General features: G+C 63.2%; 3 protein-coding genes. 1 reads left to right on the plus strand and 2 read right to left on the minus strand.

Translation table 11 applies throughout. From position 1 onward, the window contains the following. The coding region (gene ruvX, locus L0H65_RS18100) for a Holliday junction resolvase RuvX (RefSeq protein ID WP_301460605.1) at window positions 1-291 on the minus strand (291 nt) is incomplete at its 3' end. After that, window positions 288-1,511, minus strand: a complete 1,224-nt coding sequence (gene ccmI / locus L0H65_RS18105) for a c-type cytochrome biogenesis protein CcmI (protein WP_301460607.1) — start codon at window positions 1,509-1,511, stop codon at window positions 288-290. The genes ruvX and ccmI, both read right to left, overlap by 4 nt. Window positions 1,512-1,731: 220 nt before the next feature. Here ccmI and L0H65_RS18110 point away from each other — a divergent pair. After that, the coding region (locus L0H65_RS18110; RefSeq protein WP_301460606.1) for an FAD-dependent oxidoreductase at window positions 1,732-2,567 on the plus strand (836 nt) is incomplete at its 3' end.

Below are 2,567 nucleotides of genomic sequence, written 5' to 3' on the forward strand. Positions count from 1 at the left end.
GTTGCGGGCAAAGGCGCGGGTCGCCTGGGCGCGCGGCCCTTCGGACCCGTCCATATTGCGCGGCAGACCCAGCACCATACCGACGACTTCACGCGCAATCAGCAGCTTGATCAGCGCCTCTGCATCAACGGTGAACTTCACCCGCCGGATGGTCAGCACCGGGGTCGCAACCCCGCGCAACCGGTCGGATATTGCAACGCCAATGGTCTTTTCGCCGAAATCCAGCCCTGCCAATGGCCCTATGACAGGCAACAGCGGCGCGAATTCCTCCATTCGTTCGACGTGACTCATGGGGTCAGGCCCGCAGAAGTTGCTGCCTCATTGATCCTGGCAAGGTCGGGTGCGTGGCTGGCAAAGGTTTTCTGCGCTTCTGTCAGGATAGCCTTCGCGCGGTCCTGCTCCCCCAGATTTGCGAGTGCCACGATCAGCCGCGCCCATTCCTCGGCGCTGCCGCCATCGGCGGCAAGCCGGTCGTTCAAACCTTCGACCATGCCGCGGATCATCTGCTGGCGCTGCTCCGGTGTCATATCCTCAGCGGCTTTCAGATCCTCCGCTGTTGGACCGGCTAACGCGGGCGCGTCCGGCGGGGTGTAACGCACGCCTGCGGCTTCCGCCAAAGACCCAATCCGCGCCTGAACCTCCGGCCACCAGCGGCTGTCTTGCGGGGCGACCTCCAGCAATTGCCGCCAATAGCGGAAGGCGAGGTCATAGCGCCCGACCTGCATATTGACGATGCCGCCGAAAAACAGCGCGGTATCGTTTTTCGGATCACGCTGCAAAACCTCGTTCAGAACCGCCTCGGCTTCGGGCGAAACCTGGCCTTCGGCGGCCTCGATCATCAATGTCGCAAGTTTCAGGCGGTCGTCATCGGTTGCATCGGACCCTTTGAGGGCGATGACCCGCTCCTGCGCCTTCCAGGCGGCGGTCAGATTGCCCAGATTGGCCTCATTGCGGGCCAGAAGCTCGTGGCCTTTCAGGTCATCCGGGCGTTTGGCCACCGCGTCCCGCAGCTTTTCCACCAGCGTCAGAAATTGCGGATCAGCGGCTTGCAGCGCGGGGCGGGGCGGCAAAGCGGCCTCCAACGCGGCCTGATCGGGGCGGGTTTCGCGGCGCTGTTCGGCCAGCGCGATCCGGGTTTTCAACGGCAAGTCCCGATATCCCGGTGTGCCAAGCACCGCATAAGCGCCGAAACCCGCCGCCAGCACCAGCGCCACGACGCCCAGAACCAGCGTATTTGCCGGGCCTCGCGCGGCTTGCGCCTGCACCGGCTTGCCAGTTTCGCGATCCGCTGCAAGCAACCGCCGCGCCACTTCGGAGCGCAGGCGCGCGGCTTCCTCGGGCGCAATCACCCCGCGCGTCTGATCGCGCTCAATCTCCGTCAACTGGTCGCGGTAGATCTGGCGGTCAAACGCAGCACCCTGCGGTTCGGTTTCCCCACGCCGCCGCAATGCCGCGATAAGGATCGCCGCCACGATCAGCGCAATCCCCCCCGTCGCCGCCCAAAACATCATCCCGATCACGCGCCATCCGCCTTTCGTTGCCTTGCCCTCATGTAGTGCTTCCGCCGCTTGGGCAAAAGCCTTAATCGGCCACCCGGCTGGGACCACTGGCCGCAGGTGCCGCGCTATGTATGTCGCTATTATCCCCATTGTGCCGCTCATGGGTGCGGCTATAACTGTGGCCCGTATCAAAAGACGATCAAGGAAACCCCGGCCAGAGGGAAAGATGCGCATGAAACGCTATTCGGTATTCGCCATCGCGCGTGAGGCGCTGCGCTATCACACCGGCTGGGATCGGGCTTGGGCATCGCCTACCCCGAAGGCCAGCTATGACGCGGTGATCATCGGGGCGGGTGGGCACGGTTTGGCGACCGCGTATTACTTGGGCAAGAATTACGGCATCACCAATGTCGCGGTGATCGAAAAAGGCTGGCTTGGCGGCGGCAACACCGGGCGCAATACCACCATCATTCGCTCGAACTACCTGCAAGACCCCTCCGCCGCGATCTATGAAAAGGCGCGGTCCTTGTATGAAACGATGAGCCAGGACCTGAACTACAACGTCATGTTTTCTCCGCGCGGCGTGATCATGCTGGCCCAAACCCACCATGAGGTGCGCGGGTACTTGCGCACCGCCCACGCCAACGCCCTGCAAGGGGTGGAGACGCAGTATATCGACGCCAAGAAGGTCAAGGAACTGGTGCCGATCATGAACATCGACGGCCCGCGCTATCCCGTCCTTGGCGGGCTGTGGCAACCGCGCGGCGGCACCGCCCGCCATGATGCTGTGGCATGGGGTTACGCCCGCGCCTGCTCCGCCATGGGGATGGACATCATCCAGCAATGCGAGGTCAAAGGTGTTCGGTCTGAGTCCGGCAAGGTCGTCGGCGTGGAGACCACCAAAGGCTATATCGGCACCACGAAACTCGGCTTGGTCGTCGCCGGTCACTCCGGACAACTCGCTGAAATGGCAGGGTTTCGCTTGCCGATTGAGGCGGTGGCGCTGCAAGCCCTCGTGTCCGAGCCGATCAAACCCTGCCTTGATCTGGTTATCATGGCCAACACCGT

Source organism: Pseudorhodobacter sp. (assembly GCF_030452865.1).
GTDB lineage: Bacteria > Pseudomonadota > Alphaproteobacteria > Rhodobacterales > Rhodobacteraceae > Pseudorhodobacter.